Genomic DNA, 21,087 nt, shown 5'->3' on the forward strand with positions numbered 1-21,087 from the left:
TCACTGGCTGCGTTTGCGCCCTGCCCGTGCGGCCCCGGCAGCCGCCAGACCGAGGACGGCGATCGAGGCGGCCGAGGCGAGCAGGGTCTCCCGGGCTCCGAACCCGGCCACCAGCGGGCCGCCCAGCGCGGTACCGAGCGGCACCGCGAGCACCCGGACCGCAGAGCTCGCGGCCAGGGTCTGGGGAAGCAGCTCCGGCGGGGCCGCGCGCTGGAAGAGGGCGGTGGACAGCGAGGCGTACGGGGGCCAGAGCAGCCCGGCCACGGCGAACCCGGCGACGGCGAACGCCGTCGGCGCCCCCAGCCCCGTCGGCAGCAGGAACACCCCGAAGGCGGCGACGATGCCGGTCGTGACCGGCCACACCGGCAGGCGGTTCAGGTATCCCGTCAGGACGGAGCCGAGGACGGCGCCGACACCGAACGCGGTGTAGAAGGCCGCGAGCAGGCCCGCAGCAGCGCCCAGACCGTCCGACACGTACAGCGGCAGGGCGACGTACACGGGACCGAAGAGGCAGAAGAAGGCGAAGCTCAGGGCGAGCAGGCCCAGCAGGGCCGGGGTGCGGCGGATGACGGCGAAGCCCGCGGCCTTGGAAGCGCCCTCCTCGGGTGCGGGCGGGTCGTCGTGCGGCACGCCGAAGAAGAAGGTGGCGGCCAGGACGAGGAAGGTCGCCGCGTCGACGGCGATCACGGTCGCCGCGCCACCCCACAGGATCAGGGCGCCGGCGAGCGGCGGGCCGAAGACGGTGGAGAGCGAGCCGATGCCGGACAGGACGGCGTTGCCGGCCAGGTGGTCGCGCTCCGGCAGCAGCCGGGCCAGCAGGGTGTAGACGCCGGCCTGGCCCCACGAATGGAGGACGCAGGACAGGGCGAGCAGGGCGACGTACAGCTCGGTGCTCAGTGTTCCGAGGGCGTGACACACGGGGATCGCGCCCAGGGCGGTGGCGCGCAGCAGGGCGTCGCAGGCAACCAGTCGGGCCGGGGGGCGGTGGCGCAGGAGCCGCCCGAGGAGGAGGGCCCCCACGGCGCCCGAGAGCGTGTAGGCGGCGGCTGCCAGGGCCACCCACATGCCGCGCTCCGCCGCCGGTGCGATCTCGATCGCCAGCCAGCTCACGGCGACCACCGCCATGCCGTCGCCGAGGGACGAGACGGTGAACCCCGGTAACAGGCGGCGCAGCGTCGGGTGGGTGAGGACGGGCCGGTAGGGGGAGGTGCGGATGGTCCGGTCGGATTTCAGGGGCACGGTGTCCACGCTTTCGGAGAACGACGGGGGACCTGTCGTCATCGTTGCCGCGCGCCCGGCCGTCGCCACGGCCCGTTCGCTCGGGGCATGATCCTTTCGCCCTGGGCGCACGACGCCGGCGCTGCCCGGCACTGCCCGGCCCGGCCCGGCCCGGCACGGCACGGCAAGGTCGGGCCCGGCGGCACGCCGGCGGCGCGGAGCCGCCCGGGCGCGGGACACTGGCCGTGTGGAGTCAGTCCCGAGCCGTTCTGTGCGGCCGAGGCGCACGATGGGCGCCGTCAGCGGGATCGTCGCGGCCGTGGCCGGGCTGGCGTCGGCGCAGCTGGCCGCGGCCGCGGCCGGCCGGCCCGAAGCCTCGCCGGTCACGGCCGTCGGCGGGGCCGTGGTGGACCTGACGCCCGTGGCCGTCCGGGAATGGGCGATCCGGTTGTTCGGCACCTCCGACAAGCTGGTGCTGGGCCTCGGCATCCTGCTCGTCCTGGCCGCGGTCGCCGTCGGCACCGGGCTGCTCGCCGTGCGCCACCTCCCGGCCGCGATCGCCGTCACGGGCGGATTCGGGCTGGTGGGGGCCCTGGCCGCGCTCAGCCGGCCGGAGGCCTCCTGGCGGGACGCGCTGCCCTCCCTGGTGGGCGCACTGGTCTCGGCCGGGGTGCTGTACCTGCTGGTCACGGCCGGCAAGCGGGCCCGCCCGGCCGGAGCTGCGCCGGGCGGCGCCGGGTCGATGGACCGGCGCGGCTTCGGCCGGCTGGTGGTCGCCGTCCTGGCGGCGTCGGCCGGGGTCGGACTCGGGGCACGACGGCTCGGTGCGCACGGCAGCGCCGACGCCACCGCCTCCCGGGCCCGCTTCGTCCTCCCCCGGCCCACCGTGCCCGCGCCGCCGGTGCCCGCCGGCGCGGACCTGCGGGTGCCCGGGCTAGGCCCCTTCCTCACCCCGGACCAGGACTTCTACCGGGTGGACACCGCGCTGGTCGTCCCGCGCGTGGACGCGGACAGCTGGCGACTGCGCATCCACGGGGAGGGGGTGGCCCGGCCCCTGACCCTGGATCTGCGAGGGCTCCTCGCCCGCCCGGTGGTCGAGCACGACATCACCCTCACCTGCGTGTCCAACGAGGTCGGCGGCCCGTACGCGGGCAACGCCCGCTGGCTCGGCGTACGCCTCGCGGACGTGCTCCGCGAAGCGGGGGTGCGGCCGCCGTCCGAGGGCGGGCCCGCCGACCAGCTGGTGGCGCGTTCGGTGGACGGCATGACCATCGGCACACCGGTCGAGACGGTCATGGACGGGCGGGCGGCGCTGTTGGCCGTCGGCATGAACGGCCGACCGCTGCCCTTCGCCCACGGGTTCCCGGTCCGGATGGTCGTACCGGGCCTGTACGGGTACGTCTCCGCCTGCAAATGGGTCACCGAGCTGCGGCTGACCACCTTCGCCGCCTACGACGCCTACTGGGTGCGCCGCTCCTGGGCCCAGCAGGCCGTGGTCAAGACGCAGTCGCGGATCGACACCCCGCGCCCGTACGCCGACCTGCCGCCGGGCCGGGTGCCCGTCGCCGGGGTGGCGTGGGCCCAGCACCGCGGGATCGAGCGGGTCCAGGTACGGGTGGACGACGGCCCCTGGCAGGAGGCGCGGCTCGGGACGGCGGACGGCGTCGACACCTGGCGCCAGTGGGTGTGGCCGTGGCAGGCGACCCCCGGGCCGCACATCCTGGAGGTCCGCGCGACGGACGGCACGGGCACGGTGCAAACGGGCGTCCGCACCGGGACCGTGCCGGACGGGGCGACGGGGTGGCACGCGGTGGACGTGCGCGTCCGGGCGCTAGGAAGCGGCGGTGGCCTGTCGGCCGGGGCGGACCGGCAGTGAGCGGACGTTGTTGCTGATGAAGCTGTTCTGGTACGGGAGTTCGGCGTCCGGGACCGCCAGGTCGAGGTCGGGGAAGCGGGTGAAGAGCCGCTCCAGGGCGATCGTCGCCTCCAGCCGAGCGAGCGGAGCGCCGGTGCAGTAATGGGCGCCGTGGCCGAAGGCGAGGCTGCGGGCGGCGGTGGGTCGAGTGATGTCGAAGCGGTCGGCGTCCGGCCCGTGGAAGGACGCGTCGCGGCCCGCCGCGCTGTATCCGGCGAGCACCGGCGTGCCCTGCGGGATCACGGTGCCGTCGACGGTCAGGTCCCGGGTGGGGTAGCGGAACGGAAACCAGCTGACCGGGGTGTCCCAGCGCAGGGTCTCGTCCACCACGTCCGACCAGGTCGCCTTGGCGTCCAGGACCAGCGCGAGCTGGTCGCGGTGGGTGCACAGGGCGCGGACCGCGTTGACGATGAGGTTGAGGGTGGTCTCGTGGCCCGCGACGAGCATCAGCCGCATGGTGCCGATGAGTTCGATCCCGGTGAGCCGGTCCCCGTCGTCCTCGCGGGCGGCGATCAGCGCACTGGTGAGGTCCTCGCCGGGGTTCGCGGCGCGGGCGGCCGCGATCGTGCTGGTCAGGGCCATGAGTTCCTGGAGGGCGGCCATCTTCTCGGCCGGGGTGAGGTCGGTGGCGATGACCACCTGGTTGGCCAGGTGGTGCAGCCGGCCCCGGTGCTCGGGGTCCACGCCGAGCAGCTCGCAGATGACGTTCATCGGGAGCGGGAGCGCGAAGTGCTCGTACAGGTCGGCGGTCCCGTCGGGGGATCCGGCCGCGGCCCGCCCGAGGTCGTCGAGGAGTTCGGCGGTCAGCTCCTCGACGCGCGGCCGCAGCCGTTCGACCTGGCGGACGGTGAAGGCCTTGCCGACCAGCCCGCGCAGGCGGCGGTGGTCGGCGTCGTCCGCGGTGTGCATGCCCTGGGCGTTGGAGAAGACCCGCAGCGGCCAGTCGGCGGGGATGGTGCCGTCGTGCAGGGCGGGGAAGTGCCGGGCGTTCTTGGCCACGTCGGGGTGGGCGAGGAACTCCTTCAGCGCGTCGTGTCCCAGGACGACCGCTCCCGGGACCCCACCGGGGAGCACGACCTCCGCCACCGCGCCGTGCTCGGCGCGCAGCCGGGCGTTGAGGGCGTGCGGGCAGCCGCCGGCGGGGTCGATCACGTAGGGGGTGCTCTGGCCCTGCGGGACGGGTGAGATGTGGGACGACAAGCCGGTTCTCCTGATCTGATGGACGAGACTCGGTCAACAGTGCGGCCTCGGGGGCGGGTTGGACAAGTCCGTTGCCGTCCCGTCCCAGAACCGGCCGGAGGCGGCACCCGCGGTGGCGGCGGCCCGGGCGATGGGACCCGGCGGCTCTGGTGGCCGACGGGCCGTTTGCCGTCGGCAGCGGCGGTGTCCGTCATAGGGTCGGGGCATGCCGGAAACACAGCGGACTCTTGAAGGCAGGGTGGCCCTCGTGGCCGGGGCGACGCGCGGCGCGGGCCGGGGCATCGCGGTCCAGTTGGGTGCGCGGGGTGCGACCGTGTACGTGTCGGGGCGCAGCACCCGGGGCAGACGTTCGGAGTACGACCGGCCCGAGACAATCGAGGAGACGGCCGAGCTGGTCACCGCGGCGGGCGGCCGGGGCGTCCCGGTGGTCGCCGACCACCTGGTGCCGGCGGAGGTCGAGGCCCTGGTCGGACGGATCGACGCGGAACAGGGCCGGCTGGACGTCCTGGTCAATGACGTCTGGGGCGGGGAGCTGCTCTTCGAGTGGGAGAGCACGGTCTGGGAGCACGACCTGGACAAGGGGCTGCGACTGATGCGGCTGGCCGTGGAGACCCACGCGATCACCAGCCATTTCGCGGTGCCGTTGCTGCTGCGCGAGCCGGGCGGGCTGGTGGTGGAGATGACGGACGGAACCGCCGAGTACAACGCCAGTCGCTACCGGGTGTCCTTCTTCTACGACATCGCCAAGTCCTCGGTGTTGCGCATGGCGTTCGCGCTGGGGCACGAGCTGGGGCCGCGGGGCGCCACGGCGGTGGCACTGACGCCGGGCTGGCTGCGCTCGGAGATGATGCTCGACACCTTCGGGGTGACGGAGGCGAACTGGCGGGACGCATTGGCGAAGGTCCCGCACTTCGCCATCTCCGAGACCCCGTCGTACGTGGGCCGGGCGGTCGCGGCCCTCGCCACGGACCCGGAGGTGGCCCGCTGGAACGGCCGGTCCCTCTCCAGCGGGCAGCTCGCCCGGGAGTACGGCTTCACGGACCTCGACGGCAGCCGCCCGGACGCCTGGCGCTACATGGTCGAGGTCCAGGACCCGGACCGCCCCGCGGACACCACGGGCTACCGCTGACCGGTCCGTCCCGCCCGTTCCTGCCCGTCCCGGACCGGCGCGGGCGGGCAGGACGCCGGGTCAGCGCGCGGGTCGGGAGTCGACGAGGCGGGCCAGGCCGTCGAGGACGCACTGGAGACCGAAGGTCCAGAGCGTCTGCGGGTGGTATCCGGCGACCGCCGCACCCACCCTTCCGGCGAGCGGGTAGCGCTCGGGGTCCAGCGCCCGGGCCAGCAGCGGCTCGCTGACGGCCCACCAGTCCTCCTGGCTCTGGCGACTGTTGTGCGCCGCGTCGTCGGCGACCCCCAGGGCGTGCGCGTGGACGAAGCCGAGGAGGTGGGCCAGGCCCGCGTCCATCTCGACGTCGGTGAGGCCGATGCCCTCGAAGGCCGCCAGCTCGTACTCGTACTTCCCGATGACTCCGGGCCCCAGCGGCGGGCGGGTGACCGCCAGGTCCGCGATCCAGGGGTGGCGGGCGAGCAGGTCGCGGTTGTCCTCGGCCACGCGGGTGACCTCGATCTGCCACGGGTCCCGCGCGCCGGGCGGCCGGCGCTCCATGCGCTCGTACGCCCCGTCCAGCATCAGGTCGAGGAGTTCGGCCTTGCCGGGGACGTACGTGTAGAGGGTCATGGGCGTCACGGCCAGCCGCTGGGCCAGGGCGCGCATGGTGAGCGCGGCCAGTCCGGCCTCGTCGGCGAGTTCGGTCGCGGCCCGGACCACGGCGTCGACGGTGAGGCCCTGCCGCGGGCCGCGCCGGCCCGGCCGGGCCGACTGTTGCCCCCGCTCCCGCCACAGCAGCTCCAGCGTACGGACGGGGTCGCCCGCCCCACTGCGGTCCTTCGCCATGTGCGGTCCTCCAAGCGCGTGGCCCATAAATCACTGTACGACGTATAGAGTACAGTGTAGAAAGTAAGCTCCAGACACCGCCACGCGAGGAGTTCCGTGCAGATCGCCGCCGACAGCCATCAGGTCATCCAGGTCCGCGGAGCGCGGGAGAACAACCTGACGGACATCTCCCTCGACATCCCCAAGCGCCGACTCACCGTCTTCACCGGTGTCTCCGGCTCCGGCAAGTCCTCCCTCGTCTTCGGCACCATCGCCGCCGAGTCGCAGCGGATGATCAACGAGACGTACACGGCGTTCATCCAGTCCTTCCTTCCGAGTCAGGGCCGGCCCGACGTGGACGGGCTGCACAACCTGAGCGCCGCCATCGTCGTCGACCAGGAGCGGATGGGCGCGAACTCCCGCTCCACGGTCGGTACCGCCACCGACGCCTCCACCATGTTGCGGATCGTCTTCTCCCGCCTCGGCGTCCCGCACATCGGCGCGTCCACCGCCTTCAGCTTCAACTCCCCGGAGGGCATGTGCCCGCGCTGCGAGGGCATCGGGCAGGTCTCCGACATCGACGTCGACCAGCTGGTGGACCGTGAACTCTCCCTCAACGAGGGCGCGATCACCGTCCCCGGCTACGCGGTGGACACCTGGTACTGGCAGAACATGGTCAACTCCGGCTTCTACTCCGCCGACATCAAGCTCAAGGACTTCACGGAGCAGGAGTGGGCCGACCTCCTGCACACGGGCCCGGTGAAGGTGAAGTCCGGCTCCACCAACTACACCTACGAGGGCCTGATCACGAAGATCCAGCGGACGTACCTGTCCAAGGACCGCGATGCGATGCAGGCCCACATCAGGGCCTTCGTCGACCGCGCCGTGGTCTTCACCGACTGCCCCGACTGCGGCGGCGCGCGCCTGTCCGCAGCGGCACGGTCTTCGCGCATCGACGGGCTGAACATCGCCGAGTGCTCGGCGATGCAGATCAGCGACCTGGCCTCGTTCGTCCGCCGGATCGACGACCCCGCCGTGGCCCCGCTGCTCACCGGCCTACGGGGCCTACTCGACTCCCTCGTGGAGATCGGCCTGGGCTACCTCAGCCTGGACCGCCCCTCCGGCACCCTGTCCGGCGGCGAGGCCCAGCGGGTCAAGATGGTGCGCCACCTCGGATCCTCGCTCACGGACGTCACGTACGTCTTCGACGAGCCGACGACCGGCCTGCACCCGCACGACATCCAGCGCATGAACGACCTCCTGCTGCGGCTGCGCGACAAGGGCAACACCGTGCTGGTGGTGGAGCACAAGCCCGAGGTCATCGCGATCGCCGACCACGTCGTCGACCTCGGCCCCGGCGCGGGCACGGCCGGCGGGCACCTGTGCTACAGCGGGGACGTGGCCGGGCTGCGCGCCTCCGGCACCCTCACCGGGCGCCATCTCGGACACCGGGCGCGGCTGCGGGAGTCGGTGCGCACCCCGCGCGGACACCTGTCGATCAAGGACGCCGATCTGCACAACCTGAAGGACGTCAGTGTGGAGGTGCCGCTGGGGGTACTGGCGGTGGTGACCGGGGTCGCCGGTTCGGGCAAGAGCTCGCTCATCCACGGGTACCTGGCCCGGCGGGACGGGGTGGTGGTGGCCGACCAGTCGCCGATCCGCGGCTCGCGCCGGTCCAATCCGGCCACCTACACAGGGCTGCTGGGGCCGATCCGGACGGCCTTTGCCAAGGCCAACGGGGTCAAGGCGGCGCTGTTCAGCGCCAATTCGGAGGGCGCCTGCCCGAAGTGCAACGGCCTCGGGCTGGTCTACACGGACCTGGCGATGATGGCCGCGGTCGCCTCGGTCTGCGAGGAGTGCGAGGGCCGGCGGTTCACGCCCGAGGTGCTCACGTACCGGCTGCGCGGCAAGAACATTAGCGAGGTGCTGAACATGCCGGTCGCGGAGGCGCACGCGTTCTTCCCCACCGGGCAGGCGCGCGCGGTCCTCGGCCGGCTGGCCGACGTCGGACTCTCGTACCTGCGGCTCGGGCAGCCGCTCAACACCCTGTCGGGCGGGGAGCGGCAGCGGCTCAAGCTCGCCATCAGCATGGCCGAGAAGTCCTCGACGTACATCCTGGACGAGCCGACGACCGGCCTGCACATGGCCGATGTGGACAAGCTGTTGGCCCTGCTGGACCGGCTCGTCGACGACGGGAATTCGGTGATCGTCATCGAACACCACCAGGCGGTGATGGCGCACGCCGACTGGCTGATCGACATCGGCCCGGGCGGCGGCCACGCCGGCGGCGAGGTCGTCTTCGAGGGCACTCCGGCGGACCTGGTGGCCGGGGCGGACACCCTGACCGCCCGTCACCTGCGGGAGTACGTGGGCTCGTAGCCCGGCGCCGGACGCCGGACGCCTTGCGTACGCTGCGCACGGCGTCCGCAGCGTCGGTTGGGCCGGCCGCCCGTCAGCAGACGAACGGACGCGCCCACGGCGCACCCGTGGAAGCTGCGCGAGGAGCACTTCGGCCACGGACTCCAGCGGGTCCCGGACGGCCCGGAGGCGCGGCTCAGCCTCGACCGAGGTCCTGCGGCGGCGGCAGACGCAGTTCGCGGTCCCCCCCGAGCGGGGCGAAGAAGCGCTCCACGTCGGCGTCGGTCACCTCGGCCAGGGTGGCCGGCGACCAGTGCGGATCGCGGTCCTTGTCGACGACCTGCGCCCGGATGCCCTCGACCAGGTCGGGCGCGGTCAGCCCGTTGCAGGAGACCCGGAACTCCTGGGCCAGCACCCGCTCCAGCGGGCCGAGCTCCGCGGCCCGGCGCAGTGCGGCGAGGGTGACCTTGAGGGCGGTCGGGGACTTGGCCAAGATCGTCTCGGCGGCTTCCTCGGCGGCGGGCTCCCCCTGGCCGAGCAACCGCTCCACGATCTCCTCGACGGTGGCGGCCGCGTAGCAGTGGTCGATCCAGCCGCGCCGGTCGGCGAGTTCACCGGGCCCGGGGGTGGCGGCGTACCGCGGGAGCACCTCACGGGCGGGTGCCCCGGCCAGGGCGGCGGTCAGCTCCGGGAGCCGGTCGGCCGGTACGAAGTGGTCGGCGAGCCCGCACAGCAGCGCGTCGGCGGCGCCGACCGCCGTGCCGGTGAGGGCGAGGTGGGTGCCGAGTTCGCCGGGCGCACGGCCGAGCAGGTAGGTGCCGCCGACGTCGGGCACGAAGCCGATGCCGGTCTCGGGCATGGCCACGCGGGAGCGTTCGGTGACGATCCGGACCGATCCGTGGGCGGAGACGCCGACGCCGCCGCCCATGGTGATGCCGTCCATGAGGGCCACGTACGGCTTGGGGTAGCGGGCGATGCGGGCGTTGAGCCGGTACTCGTCGCGCCAGAAACCGGCGGATGCGGTGTTCCCGGCCTTGGCGTCGTCGTGGATGGCCCGGATGTCCCCGCCCGCGCACAGGCCGCGCTCACCGGCGCCGCGCATCAGGACCTGATGGACGGCGGGATCGGCCGCCCATGCGGCGAGGGCTTCGTCGATGCGGATCACCATGGGGCGGGTGAGGGCGTTGAGGGCTTTGGGGCGGTTGAGGGTGACCACCCCGGTCCGGCCTTCGATGTGGAGCAGCACGGTGTCCGCGTCGTCGGGCTGCGGGGCTTCGGCCCGCGGGTCTTCGGCCTGCGCGTCTTCGGTCTTCACACCGGCCAGTATCACCGTGGCCCGCGCCGCTCCCGGCATCGGGCGCTCCCGGGGCGTACCGTGGTCGGCCATGCGGAAGATCGTGCTGATGGCCGGGGTGTCGCTCGACGGGTTCATCGAGGGGCCGGACCGGGACATCGGCTGGCACCAGGTCGACGAAGAGCTGCACCAGCACATGAACGACGTGCTCCGCCCGATGGGCGGTTTCCTCAGCGGGCGCGTGACGCACCAGCTGATGGCGGACTACTGGCCGACCGCCGACGCCGATCCGGCGAACGCCGGCACGGTGGCCGAGTTCGCGGAGATCTGGCGGTCCAAGCCCAAGTACGTGTACTCGCGCACCCTGCGGTCGGCCGAGTGGAACACCACGGTCGTGCGGGACGTCGTGCCCGAGGAGGTCGCCGCGCTCAGGGCGGCCCCGGGCGGCGACCTGACGCTGAGCGGGGCCGATCTCGCCGCCTCCTTCCTGCGCCAGGACCTGGTGGACGCCTACCGGATCTACGTGCACCCGGTGCGGATCGGGCGCGGCACGCCGCTCTTCCCCACCCTCGACCACGCTCCGGTGACCCTGCGGCACACGGACACCCACACCTTCGGCAACGGCGTCGTCCTGCTGCGCTACGAGCGCGCCTAGTGCTGTGGCCGGAAAGGTTTGCCGGTTCGCGGCGTTCGGTGCGGTGCATCGCAAGGCGGAAGGCCGCGGCTCGTACTGGACGTACTTGCGCGGTCCGACAACGCGGCGAGGTGCCGTACCGGGCGTCGTGAGCCGGTGAACCTTTCCGGCCACAGCACTAGTAGGGCTTGGTCAGGTTGGGGTTGGTGTGGGTATGCCGCGGTGGCAGGTGGGGCATGCGCCGGTCCATGTCGCGAGGAGGGTTTGTAGCTCGCGGACGACTTGGTAGAGGCTCAGGCCGGCGCCATGTCTTTTGGGGCTCTGGCCAGTCGTTGCAGGGTGCAGAAGGCGTGGGCGACGGATACGAGGGTGACGTGGTGGTGCCATCCGTTCCAGGTGCGTCCCTCGAAGTGGGCAAGTCCCAGGGCCTGTTTCATCTCGCGGTAGTCGTGCTCGATGCGCCAGCGGAGCTTGGCCAGGCGGACCAGGGTGGTCAGCGGGGTGTCGGCGGGCAGGTCGGAGAGCCAGAACTGAACGGGTTCGCCCTGGTCGGCCGGCCACTCGGCCAGCAGCCAGCATGCGGGCAGTTCCGGGCCCTCGACCGTGTGGCGGACCTCGCGACCGGCAGGCCGGATCCGCAAGGCCACGAACCGCGAGTACATCCGCTTGAAGCCGCTGCGGCCGGTGCCGGGCCGGGAGCCCTCACGCCATTGCACTGGCTTCGCCGTCTTCCGGCCGGCCGCGATGACCAGCTGTTTCACCGACTGCGGCTTGTCCGGGTACTTCGCCACGGGTGGCCGTCCGTTCCCGGAGTAGGGCTCGGTCACCGGCACGGCTTCGCCGGGCTGGGCCGAGAGGGTGGTGGAGATCCCCACCATGTAGTTGAGGCCGCGGGCCTGCAGGCCGTGCCGGAATGCCGCCGCGTCTCCGTATCCGGCGTCCGCGACGGCCAGCGGCACCTCGATGCCCCACGAGCGGGTCTCATCCAGCATGTCCAGGGCCAGCTGCCATTTCTCCACATGCCCGGTGTCGTCGGGAATGCCGCAGGCGGTGCGGCGGGCGACCTTGGCCGGGTCCGCCTTCGGCGAGGCGGGGTCCCAGGCCTCGGGCTGGAACAGCCGCCAGTTGACCGCCACCGAGGCGTGGTCCGAGGCCAGGTGCAGGGAGACGCCCACCTGGCAGTTGGTGACCTTGCCCGCAGTGCCGGTGTACTGCCGCGAGACACACGCCGAGGCATTGCCGTCCTTGAGGAAGCCGGTGTCATCGAAGATCAGCACGGTGGGCCGGATCGCCTTCTCCATGCTCCAGGCCAGCCGGGCCCGCACATGCGCGGGGTCCCACGGGCTGGTGGTGATGAAGTGGGCCAGGGCCTGACGGTTCCCGTCCTCGCCCAGCCGGGCGGCCATCGGCTCGACCGACTTGCGCTGCCCGTCCGTGAGCAGGCCCCGCAGGTAAACCCGCCCCCACCGACGCTGATCCTTACGCGCGAACGGCTCGAAAACCTCCGCCGCGAAGTCCTCCAACTCGCCACGTACAGCTGCAATTTCCTCCGGCGTCACACGTCTTGAACGACTCACCGAGCCCTTAGGACACGCAACACCAGCCCCAACCTGACCAAGCCCTACTAGGCCGTCGCGGCCCGGTCGCGGGGGCGGGCCCGATGGTCCTGCCACGCGGCCAGGGCCTCGGCGCGGGCCCCGTCCGGGTGCTGGGCGTGCCAGGCGCGCAGGAACCGGTTGAACTCGAACTGCACGCCCACCTCCTGGGGTTCGGCAGCCCGGGTGCGGGTCGCGTGCCAGTGCGCGACGGCCTCGGCGAGGGTGTGCCCCGCGTGCTGGGCGATGTAGTCGCGCATGAAGGCGTCGAAGTGGAAGCCGGGTCCGATCTCGCGGACGAAGTACGCGCGCAGCACCTGGCTGCAGCGCTGGCCCGGCGGGATCACGGTCGCGCCGCTGATGGGGGCGGTGAGCTGGCGCCCGGCGCGCCGGGGTGCGGGGGCCGCCGGGGCGGCGGGCGCGGGAAGTCCGTCGAGGGCGGCGGCGAGCCGTGCGGTGACGACTGCTTTGCCACCGCGGGCCGGGAGGCCCATTTCCCGTGCGAGGGCGCCCAGTTCGGCCAGCGTCCAATACCAGCGCAGCAGCTCGGTCCCGCTCAGTGCGGGCGTCAGGGCGGGCCGGGATTCCCTTGTATTCGTACTCACGTTCCCATCTTAGGGGCGGGTGAATCCGGCGAGAGGGACAGGAGGGCCAGGAGGGCCGGGGAAATCGGCGGACCGCCTTGTAAATTGCGCGCCATGCCCCACTTTGCCGGAGGAGACCTCATGACCGCCGAACCCCACCGCCTCACTCTCGGCGGGGACACCGCCCTGGTCCTCATCGACCTCCAGACGGGCATCCTCGAGCGGCCCGCCGCGAAGCCCACCCCCGAGATCCTGGGGAAGGGGATCGCGCTCGCCGAGGCGTTCCGCGCCCACCGGCTGCCCGTGGTCCTGGTCAAGGTGGCGTGGTCCCCGGACGGCGGCGACCTGCCCACTGCGAACGTCGACCGCCCCGGCCCGGCCGCCGCCCCGCCCGCCGCCTTCTCCGAGATCCCGGCCGAGCTGGCCGCCCTCGGGGACGTGGTCGTCACCAAACGCCACTGGGGCGCCTTCACCGGTACCGAGCTCGACCTCCAGCTGCGCCGCCGCGGCATCCACCGGATCGTGCTGGCCGGCATCTCCACCAGCGTCGGCGTCGAGTCCACCGCCCGTACGGCGTGGGAACTCAGCTACGACCTGGTCTTCGCGGAGGACGCCACCGCCGACACCGACCCCGACTCCCACGCCCACACCTTCGGCAAGATCTTCCCGCGCATCGGCAGGGTCAGCACGACGGACGAGATCATCGCGGCCCTGGACTCCTGACCGGCAGATCCCCGGGTGCTTCCCGCAGCGGCCCCGCGGCCGGGGGCGGTTCACCCGTAACCGAGCGGGCGCCCGCGGGTTAGCAGCGAGGAAGGCGAGGGGGTTCTCATGGCGCAGCGGCACACGACGTCCTTGGCACTGCGCCTGCGGTACCGGTTCGACAATCTGATGGCGGGGGGAACCACCGCGCTCATCGGCTGGTTCGCCCTGGCCTGCCTCGCCGTCGTGGTCCCGGCGAGCACGGTGCTCGTCTGGGCCGACCGGGCCGCCCCGGCAACCCTCTCCGGCAGGCTCGCCGCCGTATGGGTCAGCGTCGGACAGACGCTCAAGATCGGAGGCGCGGTCGGGTCACCCCTCTACGTGCTGGCCTCCGTGGCGCTCGCCCTGGTGGCCCTGCTGTTCGTTTCCACGCTGGTCGGTCTGATCACCACCGGCATCAACCGGCGCATCATGCTGCTGCGGCGCGGCCACTCCACCGTGCTGGAGTCCGGGCACACCGTCCTGTTGGGCTGGTCGGACCAGATCTTCCCGGTGGTCGGGGAGCTGGTGGCCGCGAACGCCAACCAGCGCCGGTCCGCCATCGCCGTCCTCGCGCCGAAGGACAAGGTGGAGATGGAGGAGGAGATCTCAACCTCCATCGCCGAAACCGCTGCCGGTACCGGCAGCGGCAGCGGCAGCGGCAGGAGCAGGAGCAGGAGTACGACGCGGATCATCTGCCGCAACGGCCGCACCACCGACCCCACGGCGCTGTCCCGGGTGAGTCCGCGGACCGCAAAGGCCGTGCTCGTACTGCCCCCGGAGGGGGACACCGGTGACGCCCAGGTGGTGAAGACGCTGCTCGCCCTCGAGGCGGCGGTCCGCGAACCCGGCGGGGCGGTGGTGGTCGCCGCCGTGCGCGACACCCGCAACCACCTCACCGCCCGGCTGGCCGCCGGGCCCGGCGGGCACGTCCTGTGCGTCGACGACATCATCGCCCGGCTCCTCGTCCAGACCGCCCGCGAGCCGGGCCTGTCGCTCGTCTACCAGGAACTGCTCGACTTCGCGGGCGACGAGTTCTACGCCGCCGCCGCCCGGGGCCTCGCCGGCCGCACCTTCGGCGAGGCCCTGCTGGCGTTCAGCACGTCCTCGGTGGTCGGTCTGCTGCACGCCGACGGCGGTGTCGCGCTCAATCCGGACCCCGGTACGACGATCGGCACGGACGACCGCATCATCCTCATCTCCGAGGACGACGACACTGCCGTACCGGCGGACGCTTCCTCGTGCGTCGACGAGGACGCGATCGTCACGGCCCGCCCCGGGGCGCCCGAGCCCGAACGGCTGCTCCTCCTCGGCTGGAACCGGCGCGCGCCGCTCGTCGTGGAGCAGCTCGACCAGTTCGTCGGCCCCGGGAGCACGCTGGACGTCGTTTCGCTGGCCGACGAGCTGCGGACGCGCCCCGCCTCGGGCGTCGCGGGGGCGCGCAGCCACCTCGAAGTGGCCTTCCGCAGTGGGGACATCACCGATCCCGAGCTGCTGGCCAAATTGGACGTGCCCGCGTACGACCGGGTGATCGTCATCGGCGAGACGGGCCACGGGACCGGCCCCCATGCGGCGGCACCGGTGCCCGCCCGCGCGATCGACCTCGGCCTCGCCCCGGAGACCGGGACGGAGACGGACGACCGGACACTGGTCACCCTGCTCCATCTGCGGGCCATCGGGGAGGCGGCGGGGCGGGAGCCGTCGCTCACCACGGAAATGTCCGACGACGGCAACCGGCTGCTGGCGCCCGCCCGGGAGGGCGCGGACTTCATCGTCAGCGGCCGGCTGATCAGTCTGCTCATGACCCAGATCTCGGAGAGCCCCTATCTCGCCGCCGTCTTCCAGGAGTTGTTCGAGGCGGAGGGGAACGAGCTCCACCTGAAGCCGGTCGCGGACTACGTGCACACCGATCGCGAGGTGACGTTCGCGACGCTCGTCGAGTCGGCGCGGCGGCGCCGCGAATGCGCGGTCGGCTACCGGCTGCGCGCCGAGGCCGCCACGGGCCCTGCGTACGGTGTGCGGCTCAATCCGGACAAGGGGCAGCCGGTCCGCTTCGGCGAGCACGACTGGCTGATCGTGCTCGCCGAGAACTGAGGAGGGGCAGGGGCGGAAGCCTGGGCCTCAGGTGGGGGGCCTCAGCCGGGTGCGTCAGGCGGGGGCGTCAGGCGGGGGCGTCAGGCGGGGGCCTCGAGCGAAGGCCCCCGCCGGCCGGTCAGAGCGTCGAGTGGACCTCCAGGGCGGCCCGCACCGCGGACTCCAGTGCCCCCTCGATCCACGCCGGCTTGATGGAGGTGTGGCACCCGGCGAAGTGCAGGTTCCCTTCGACCTTGCGGACGTGGGGGAAGAGTTCCGTGTGCTGGCCGGGCAGCAGCACGGAGGCCTCGCCGTAGGCGTATGGGTCGCGCATCCAGGACTGGGTGCGCCCGACGCCGGTGTAGAAGACCTCGATCCGCTGCCCGAACACCTCCTGCACCCCGGCGAGCGCGCGCGGGTAGCGCTCCTCGTCGTCCAGGGAGTCCCACTTCAGGGCGTCGTCCGACCAACTGTAGGAGGCGAGCACGACCCCGCCCGCACTGCCCTCGACAGGGTAGGAGGGCTGGAACATGAAGCGGTTGGGGTTGTCGGTGGCCGAGCCGCCGCCGATGACGTGGGCCGCCTCGGGCTGGTCCCGGGTGACCGCCCGACAGGCCGCGTAGTGCGCGCGCTGCCCGCTGGAGATGCCGCGGTCGGAAACGGACGAGTGCGCGCCCAGGAGGCTGCCGTCCGCGGGGGTCCGCCCGAGCTGGTACTTGCGGTACAGGCCGGGCTGTACCGCCTCCAGCTCGCGCTTCCAGTCGGCCTCGTCGAACTCCCACCAGCGGCGGCTGAATTCCAGCAGCACCTTGGTCGCCGCGTCGTAGTGCAGCTCGGTAATCGCGCGCCGCTTGCCGTACGAGAGCGCGGGCGCGACCGGGATGTGGCGCAGCCCGGAGAAGGGCACGGTGATGATCGCGGTGTCGCCGGTGAAGGTCTCGCGCCGCACGGTGCTGCCGCCGCGGCCCTCGGAGACGGTCTCGATGCTGACCCCGCCCTCACCGTGGGTGATCCGGGTGGCGCGGCGGTCGAGCCGGACGAGGTCGTCGACGCGGGCGTAGAGGGCGTCGACCAGGGTGGCGGTGCCGCCGGGCAGTTCGAAGAAGGCGGTGTCCGGGCTGATCAGCGAGGCCCCGATGAAGCTGTGCACGAAGGCGAGGTGCAGGCGGGAGGTGAGGTTCTCGACGGTGCCGATCAGGTCGATCGTGCGCTCGTCGAGCTTCGCCTCCTCGGTCAGATAGCGGTACATCGACATGTGGCCGTAGCGCTGGATCACGCGGGCCCAGCCCTCGACGAGCTGCTTGTCCTTCTTGCCCTCGATCTCCTTGCGTACGGGGGCGAAGGCGTTGCGGACGATCTGCGCGGCGGGCAGGGCCTCGTAGGCCGCCGGAACCCCGAAGGTCTTGTTGAGGGCCTGCGGGCTGCGCGCGTAGTCGGCGCGGCGGACGCGGATGCCGTTGACGAAGATCCAGGTTCGGTAGGCGGGGCGGCCGGACCCGTCGACGTCGACCAGGTGGAAGCGCCGGCGCTTGAGCCCGAGACTGTCGATCAGCCCGGTGACCAGGGGGTGGCTGTCGGGAATGCGCATCGCGCCGGCCTCGGCGTACTGCTTCGGGTCGGCGAAGGGGGCCGCGGACTTCTCGTGGCCGCCGGTGCGGAAGGTCTTGATCCGGCCGCCCACCCGGTTGCCGTTGGCCTCGATGACGGTGACCTGGTGCCCGGCTTCGCGCAGCAGGTGGGCTGCGGTGAGCCCGGCGGGCCCGGCGCCGACGATCAGTACCTTCTTGCGGGTGCGGGACCGGGGCAGACCGTTCTTCAGCAGGATGTCGGAGTAGCGGGGAACGAGGGGTTCGTCGTCCTCGTCGCGCACGAGGACGGCCCGGGCGATGGTGAGGCAGGTCTCCCAATCGGGGCTGGCCGAACCGGACGGGGCCTGCGGGGTTCCGGAGGCGGCGGCGACCGAGAGGGCGCCGACTCCCGCGACGGCGGCTGCGCCGGCGATGACCTTGCGGCGGGAGGGGCGGCGGGAGGACGCCGGGGCGGGCTCGCCGGAGGGGCCGGGCGTGGCGTCGGGCGCGGGCACGGGTTCGATGATCATGTACCAACTCTCCCGGCCCGTCGGGGCCTTCAGCGCCCAAAGGCACCCCTGCGGGGAACAACCACCCGGACGTGCGGTGTGGGCCTCCCGAGGCTGACGAACTGGGATTCGTGCCGAGCCGGACCCGGCCGTGCGGCTGAGCCGGACGCGGCGGGTCAGCCGAGCCGGAGCCGGCGGGTCAGCCGAGCCGGAGCCGGCGGGTCAGTCGAGCCGGCGCACCCGCTGGCTGGTCAGCTCGTACCGGGCTCCGACCACGGCCAGGGCCCCGGCCGCGACCTTGGCGGCGAGCTCCGGTTCCGCGGCGAGCCGCGCCCGCACCAGCCGTACGTTCGCGGTGATCGCGGCGTCGATCCGCGCGGCCCCGCGCAGCGCGCGGTCGATCGCCGGGTGGATCTGATCGACGAGGTACTGCATGTGGCCCGGCAGCGAGGCTCCCTCTTCGGCGGCCCGGACGGCCGCGGCGACCGCCCCGCACGACTGGTGGCCCAGGACGACGATCAGCGGAATGCCCAGTTCGAGGACTCCGTAGGCGATGCTGCCGAGCACCGCCTCGTCCAGGACCTCGCCCGCCGACCGTACGGTCAACAGATCGCCCAGGCCCTGGTCGAAGACCAGCTCCGGGGGGACGCGGGAGTCGACGCAGCCGAGGACGACGGCGAAGGGGTGCTGGCCTCCGACCAACGTCTGCCGCACGGTCCGCGTCTCGTCGGGGTGCCGCTCGTGCAGGGTCCGCCAGCGCGCGTTGCCCGTCTCCAGTTCCCGCAGCGCGGACGCGGGCGTGGCGGGCCGGGTCCGTCCGGGGCCCCCGGCGACGGGGGTGTCCGGGGTACGGGGGGAACCGGCCACCAGGCCGGCCCCCAGTGCCACCGTGCCGGTCAGTACCACCCGGAGCAGCCGGCGCCGCCCCGGCCGGCCATGGCTTTCCACATGAATGCTCATATCAGAACAAAATATGCACATCCGCTCCCAAAGGGTGGGCGCCGCTCTCGGGCGGGCCTCCTCAGCGGGGCGTCAGCAACCGGGCGAGCACCGTGCCGAGCTGCTCGCGCACCCCTGCGTCGGTGATGACCCCGTCGGCGCCGATCGCGCCCCGGTCCACCGGGACGCTCACGCACGCCGACTCCACGATGTCCGCGCCGGTGTAGCCCAGTACCGTCCGCAGCGTGGCCTCCGCTCCCCGGCCCCGGCCGGCGGCGGCCGCGTTGACCCAGGCCACGGGCTTGTCGCAGATCTCGGTGCCGCCGACCGTCCAGTCGAGCAGGTTCTTGAACGAGCCCGGCAGGGTGCCCGCGTACTCCGGGGTGCAGATCAGGACCGCCGTCGACGCGGCGATCGCCGCGCGCAGCTCCGCCACCGGGGCCGGCAGCGGGTCGGTGTCGTCGTCGGGGTTGAAGTGCGGCAGGGCGGCCAGGCCCTCGTAGAAGACGGTGCGCACCTGCGCGGGGGCCACGGCCTGTGCGGTGCGCAGCACGGACTCGTTGGAGGAGCCGGTCCGCAGGCTGCCGGACAGCAGGAGGATCAGGGACGGTGTGGACATCCGGTCAACCTACTTCCGAGGGGAACCGTTCGGTGCCGAGCACCCGGAGCAGGGCGAGGCGGTCGGCCGTGTCCGAGCCGGGCGGCGGGGTGAAGAGCACGAGGCGTTGGTCCTCCTCCTGGGCGAGGAGCACCTGACAGTCGAGGTCGACGGGGCCGACGACCGGGTGGATGACCCGCATCCGGCTGCGGCGCCGGACGGCGACCTCGTGCAGGTCCCAGAGGCCGGCGAAGTCCTCGCTGGCCTCGCGCAGACGGTCCACGAGGCGGCCGGCCACCGGATCGGCGGAGCCCCGGCGGGCGACGGCGGCGCGCAGGTCCGCGACGTGCAACCGGCTGTAATGGTCGTGTTCTTCGGCCGGATACGCGTCCCGCGCGGCCGGGTCGGCGAACCAGCGCCAGATCACGTTGCGGCCGTGCTCGGAGACCGTGCACACGCCGCCCAGTAGGGACCGTGCCAGGTCGTTCTGGGCCAGGACGTCGCCCAGGTCGCCGAGTACCTGGGCAGCGGTGCCGGGCAGTTGGTCCAGCAGGTGGAGGTGGTCGCGTTCGTCGTCGCTGAGCCGCAGGGCGCGGGCCAGAGAGGAAAGGATCTGCGGTGACGGCTGCGGGCCGCGGGCCTGCTCCATCCGCATGTAGTAGTCGGCCGACATCCCGGCGAGCTGGGCGACCTCCTCGCGCCGCAGCCCCGCCGTCCGCCGCCTCGGCCCCTCGGCCAGGCCCACGTCCGACGGACGCACGCGGTCACGCGAACGGCGGAGGAAGTCGGCGAGGTTCCAGCGATCGATCGTCATATTGATCATTCTGCCGGACGGAGCCGCGCGCCGGCCGGGTCCACGTGCGGGCCGGGTCCACGTGCCGGCCGGGGCGCGCCTGGGATCCCCGGTCCTAGGTTCGAGCGGGCTCTGCCGCCTGCGGGACGGCGGCGGCAATGTGGGCGGAGCCGGAGCGAAGGGCCCGGCGCCCACCGCCCCAGAAGGAGCAGCCGCCATGACCACCCGTGCCACCGTCACCCCCACCCCCACCGCCACCGCCACCGCCACCGCCGCCACGACCGCCCCCCGTACCGCGACCGTGCAGGTCGTCGACGCCCGGGTCCACTACGACCGCGCCGGCTCGGGCCCCGCGCTCGTACTCGTCCACGGCACCGGATCGGGCGGCTCCGCCGTGAACTGGGGCCGGCTGCTGCCGCATTTCACCGCCGACCGAACCGTCATCACCCCTGACCTCTCGGGCACCGAGCGCACCGTGGACGACGGGGCGCCGCTGACCGTGGAAGGCCTGGCCGCCCAGGTCATCGCCGTCATCGAGGACGCGGACGCCGGCCCGGTGGACCTGCTGGGCTTCTCCATGGGCGCGCCGGTGTCCGCCGCCGTCGCCGCCCTGCGCCCCGATCTCGTACGCCGCCTGGTCCTGGTCGCCGGATGGGCCCACACCGACGGCGACGAGTACCTGCGCAACCTCTTCACCCTGTGGAAGCAGCTCGGCGCCTCCGACCCGGCCGCCTTCGGCCGCGCCGTCGCCATGACCGGCTTCAGCCGCGGATTCCTCAACGCGATCGGCCGCGAGCAGGTGGAGCTGCTGATCCCCAACATGCCGCCCACCCCCGGCACCCTGCGCCACGTCGACCTCGACACCCGCATCGACATCCGCGACCTGCTGCCGCGCATCCAGGCCGAGACGCTGATGATCGGCTGCACCCAGGACATCACCGTCCCGGTGGAGAACAGCCTCGCCCTGCACGCGGCGATCGGGAACAGCCGTTACGCCGAGATCGACGCCGGGCACGTCGCGTTCTTCGAGAAGGAGGACGAGTTCGTCCGCCTGGTGCACGAGTTCGTACCCGCTGCGTGATCCGCTGCGCAACGAGGACGTCGCGCAGCGGATCACGGGGCGGGCCCGGCGGGC

General features: G+C 72.8%; 17 protein-coding genes. 7 read left to right on the top strand and 10 right to left on the bottom strand.

Annotated features, from left to right (window positions below):
* Entirely contained in the window at window positions 1-1,239 is a 1,239-nt protein-coding gene (locus OG207_RS08025) for an MFS transporter (RefSeq protein WP_329097206.1), read from the bottom strand.
* Window positions 1,240-1,507: 268 nt separating this feature from the next.
* On the opposite strand from OG207_RS08025, the gene OG207_RS08030 reads away from it, so the two are divergent.
* Window positions 1,508-3,094 (top strand): molybdopterin-dependent oxidoreductase, encoded by a 1,587-nt coding sequence (locus OG207_RS08030; RefSeq protein ID WP_329097208.1) that lies wholly within the window; start codon window positions 1,508-1,510, stop codon window positions 3,092-3,094.
* Here OG207_RS08030 and OG207_RS08035 read toward each other — a convergent pair.
* Window positions 3,050-4,333, bottom strand: coding sequence for a cytochrome P450 family protein (locus OG207_RS08035; protein WP_329097210.1), 1,284 nt, complete (start codon window positions 4,331-4,333; stop codon window positions 3,050-3,052). The two genes, OG207_RS08030 and OG207_RS08035, sit on opposite strands and share 45 nt — an antisense overlap.
* Window positions 4,334-4,538: 205 nt before the next feature.
* Between OG207_RS08035 and OG207_RS08040 the strand changes: the two genes are divergently transcribed.
* On the top strand, window positions 4,539-5,462 hold the full coding sequence (locus OG207_RS08040) for an SDR family oxidoreductase (protein ID WP_329097212.1): 924 nt from the start codon (window positions 4,539-4,541) through the stop codon (window positions 5,460-5,462).
* A 60-nt stretch (window positions 5,463-5,522) separates the two neighbouring features.
* Here OG207_RS08040 and OG207_RS08045 read toward each other — a convergent pair whose 3' ends face one another.
* The gene (locus tag OG207_RS08045) at window positions 5,523-6,287 is read right to left on the bottom strand and encodes a TetR/AcrR family transcriptional regulator (RefSeq protein WP_329097214.1); all 765 of its coding nucleotides are present in this window, start codon (window positions 6,285-6,287) and stop codon (window positions 5,523-5,525) included.
* 96 nt (window positions 6,288-6,383) lie between these two features.
* On the opposite strand from OG207_RS08045, the gene OG207_RS08050 reads away from it, so the two are divergent.
* Window positions 6,384-8,645 (top strand): excinuclease ABC subunit UvrA, encoded by a 2,262-nt coding sequence (locus OG207_RS08050; protein ID WP_329097216.1) that lies wholly within the window; start codon window positions 6,384-6,386, stop codon window positions 8,643-8,645.
* 175 nt (window positions 8,646-8,820) lie between these two features.
* Here OG207_RS08050 and OG207_RS08055 read toward each other — a convergent pair whose 3' ends face one another.
* Window positions 8,821-10,011: an enoyl-CoA hydratase/isomerase family protein gene (locus OG207_RS08055; RefSeq protein ID WP_329097218.1), complete on the bottom strand. Its 1,191-nt coding sequence runs from the start codon at window positions 10,009-10,011 to the stop codon at window positions 8,821-8,823.
* On the opposite strand from OG207_RS08055, the gene OG207_RS08060 reads away from it, so the two are divergent.
* Window positions 10,010-10,573: a dihydrofolate reductase family protein gene (locus OG207_RS08060; RefSeq protein ID WP_329097220.1), complete on the top strand. Its 564-nt coding sequence runs from the start codon at window positions 10,010-10,012 to the stop codon at window positions 10,571-10,573. The two genes, OG207_RS08055 and OG207_RS08060, sit on opposite strands and share 2 nt — an antisense overlap.
* 272 nt (window positions 10,574-10,845) lie before the next feature.
* Here the strand turns inward: OG207_RS08060 and OG207_RS08065 are convergent, their stop codons facing one another.
* The gene (locus OG207_RS08065; protein ID WP_329095407.1) at window positions 10,846-12,111 is read right to left on the bottom strand and encodes an IS701 family transposase; all 1,266 of its coding nucleotides are present in this window, start codon (window positions 12,109-12,111) and stop codon (window positions 10,846-10,848) included.
* Between the two features lie 65 nt (window positions 12,112-12,176).
* On the bottom strand, window positions 12,177-12,752 hold the full coding sequence (locus OG207_RS08070) for a DUF6434 domain-containing protein (RefSeq protein WP_329097222.1): 576 nt from the start codon (window positions 12,750-12,752) through the stop codon (window positions 12,177-12,179).
* A gap of 120 nt (window positions 12,753-12,872) precedes the next feature.
* Here OG207_RS08070 and OG207_RS08075 point away from each other — a divergent pair, with 120 nt between their 5' ends.
* Both OG207_RS08075 and OG207_RS08080 read left to right on the top strand, forming a co-directional pair.
* Complete coding sequence (locus OG207_RS08075; RefSeq protein WP_329097225.1) at window positions 12,873-13,454, top strand: hydrolase; 582 nt, start codon at window positions 12,873-12,875, stop codon at window positions 13,452-13,454.
* Window positions 13,455-13,562: 108 nt separating this feature from the next.
* A complete protein-coding gene (locus OG207_RS08080; RefSeq protein ID WP_329097226.1) occupies window positions 13,563-15,566 on the top strand; it encodes a CASTOR/POLLUX-related putative ion channel in 2,004 nt (667 codons plus the stop codon).
* Window positions 15,567-15,684: 118 nt separating this feature from the next.
* On the opposite strand, the gene OG207_RS08085 is transcribed toward OG207_RS08080, so the two are convergent.
* From OG207_RS08085 to OG207_RS08100, 4 genes are all read right to left on the bottom strand, one after another.
* On the bottom strand, window positions 15,685-17,643 hold the full coding sequence (locus tag OG207_RS08085) for a flavin monoamine oxidase family protein (RefSeq protein WP_329097228.1): 1,959 nt from the start codon (window positions 17,641-17,643) through the stop codon (window positions 15,685-15,687).
* A gap of 201 nt (window positions 17,644-17,844) precedes the next feature.
* Window positions 17,845-18,582 carry a carbonic anhydrase gene (locus OG207_RS08090; protein WP_329097230.1) on the bottom strand — a complete coding sequence of 246 codons (738 nt, stop codon included), beginning with the start codon at window positions 18,580-18,582 and terminating at the stop codon, window positions 17,845-17,847.
* 61 nt (window positions 18,583-18,643) lie between these two features.
* On the bottom strand, window positions 18,644-19,180 hold the full coding sequence (locus OG207_RS08095; RefSeq protein WP_329097233.1) for an NADPH-dependent FMN reductase: 537 nt from the start codon (window positions 19,178-19,180) through the stop codon (window positions 18,644-18,646).
* 4 nt (window positions 19,181-19,184) lie between these two features.
* Window positions 19,185-19,973 (bottom strand): helix-turn-helix transcriptional regulator, encoded by a 789-nt coding sequence (locus tag OG207_RS08100; protein ID WP_443072684.1) that lies wholly within the window; start codon window positions 19,971-19,973, stop codon window positions 19,185-19,187.
* Between the two features lie 196 nt (window positions 19,974-20,169).
* Here OG207_RS08100 and OG207_RS08105 point away from each other — a divergent pair, with 196 nt between their 5' ends.
* Window positions 20,170-21,033 carry an alpha/beta fold hydrolase gene (locus tag OG207_RS08105; protein ID WP_329097235.1) on the top strand — a complete coding sequence of 288 codons (864 nt, stop codon included), beginning with the start codon at window positions 20,170-20,172 and terminating at the stop codon, window positions 21,031-21,033.
* Window positions 21,034-21,087 lie beyond the last annotated feature (54 nt).

Origin of the sequence: Streptomyces sp. NBC_01439, from assembly GCF_036227605.1 — a bacterium.
Lineage (GTDB): Bacteria > Actinomycetota > Actinomycetes > Streptomycetales > Streptomycetaceae > Streptomyces.

What these genes read in the sequence shown, in the direction of transcription:
- OG207_RS08030 (WP_329097208.1), top strand. Translation starts at nt 1,508, where the DNA reads ATGGGCGCCGTCAGCGGGATCGTCGCGGCCGTGGCCGGGCTGGCGTCG.
- OG207_RS08040 (WP_329097212.1), top strand. Translation starts at nt 4,539, where the DNA reads ATGCCGGAAACACAGCGGACTCTTGAAGGCAGGGTGGCCCTCGTGGCC.
- OG207_RS08045 (WP_329097214.1), bottom strand. Translation starts at nt 6,287, where the DNA reads ATGGCGAAGGACCGCAGTGGGGCGGGCGACCCCGTCCGTACGCTGGAG.
- OG207_RS08060 (WP_329097220.1), top strand. Translation starts at nt 10,010, where the DNA reads ATGCGGAAGATCGTGCTGATGGCCGGGGTGTCGCTCGACGGGTTCATC.
- OG207_RS08055 (WP_329097218.1), bottom strand. Translation starts at nt 10,011, where the DNA reads ATGGCCGACCACGGTACGCCCCGGGAGCGCCCGATGCCGGGAGCGGCG.
- OG207_RS08075 (WP_329097225.1), top strand. Translation starts at nt 12,873, where the DNA reads ATGACCGCCGAACCCCACCGCCTCACTCTCGGCGGGGACACCGCCCTG.
- OG207_RS08080 (WP_329097226.1), top strand. Translation starts at nt 13,563, where the DNA reads ATGGCGCAGCGGCACACGACGTCCTTGGCACTGCGCCTGCGGTACCGG.
- OG207_RS08085 (WP_329097228.1), bottom strand. Translation starts at nt 17,643, where the DNA reads ATGATCATCGAACCCGTGCCCGCGCCCGACGCCACGCCCGGCCCCTCC.
- OG207_RS08090 (WP_329097230.1), bottom strand. Translation starts at nt 18,582, where the DNA reads ATGAGCATTCATGTGGAAAGCCATGGCCGGCCGGGGCGGCGCCGGCTG.
- OG207_RS08095 (WP_329097233.1), bottom strand. Translation starts at nt 19,180, where the DNA reads ATGTCCACACCGTCCCTGATCCTCCTGCTGTCCGGCAGCCTGCGGACC.
- OG207_RS08100 (WP_443072684.1), bottom strand. Translation starts at nt 19,973, where the DNA reads ATGACGATCGATCGCTGGAACCTCGCCGACTTCCTCCGCCGTTCGCGT.
- OG207_RS08105 (WP_329097235.1), top strand. Translation starts at nt 20,170, where the DNA reads ATGACCACCCGTGCCACCGTCACCCCCACCCCCACCGCCACCGCCACC.